Source organism: Cupriavidus campinensis, assembly GCF_905397395.1.
Classification (GTDB): domain Bacteria; phylum Pseudomonadota; class Gammaproteobacteria; order Burkholderiales; family Burkholderiaceae; genus Cupriavidus; species Cupriavidus campinensis.
The window spans coordinates 1-770 of sequence record NZ_CAJPVH010000152.1 but is presented as its reverse complement, the minus strand read 5'-3'; the positions used below and the strand labels follow the sequence as shown (position 1 = coordinate 770).

The following is a 770-nucleotide window of genomic DNA, read 5'->3' as shown; positions in this document are numbered from 1 at the left end:
GATGGCGCTGTCCCTGGAACTTCGAAAGCCATGCCAACTGCCTGCTGAGCAGGGAGGTAACCGAGAGTGAAGGAATGAAAGGAATTGCAGGGGTGTTCCTCGTGGCACTGCTGGCCACGCTTGGTGGTTGCGCCGTGGCTTTGCCGAACCGGGATGTCGAAGCGTCGGCGTGGGCTGCGAACTACACCGAGGACTATATCTATGACTACCGGATTCAGACGGTTTCGGGGAAACGCACCGGCGTGGGGGGCGGCAACGTTGCGGAGTTTTCTCGAGGCGGAACCGCAGGGATCGAATGCTGCGGGCGGATGCCGGGCGTCGGTCAGACGGTCAAGGTCGTGTGGCAGGTCGGCGGACGGCAGGAAGACAGGTCCGAGTGGAAAACCTACAGCCGGGATGTCGTTGTAACAGGAACGATGCCGCGAGGATCGAGGCATCACAGTCGTCTGGTTGTTCGATTCTTTCCCAATCACGAGATCGAGGCAGAGCTGTTTCCATATGGCGAGCTGGATCCCAAAAACCCTCGGGTCGACAAGCTTTTTTCAGGCGAGCGCGTAATGCGCCACAAGGGGGAATAACGATGCAGGATTGGTCCAATAGCCACGCGGCAGAACATCGCGGCTTGAAACGGAGTAGGGCTGAATGAGACGGATTGCTTGTGTGTCGTTTGTGATGATATTGGCCGCGCTCGGTGGTTGCGCTGCGGTCCAGTCTGACCGTTCTGTATTGGCGGCGGCGCGCAGTGCGAACTACACCGAGGACTATATCTA

At 58.6% G+C, this 770-nt stretch carries 1 protein-coding gene; it reads left to right on the top strand.

From position 1 onward, the window contains the following. The coding region (locus KHO18_RS28290) for a DUF3304 domain-containing protein (protein ID WP_244845179.1) at positions 1–578 on the top strand (578 nt) is incomplete at its 5' end. Positions 579–770: the final 192 nt, after the last annotated feature.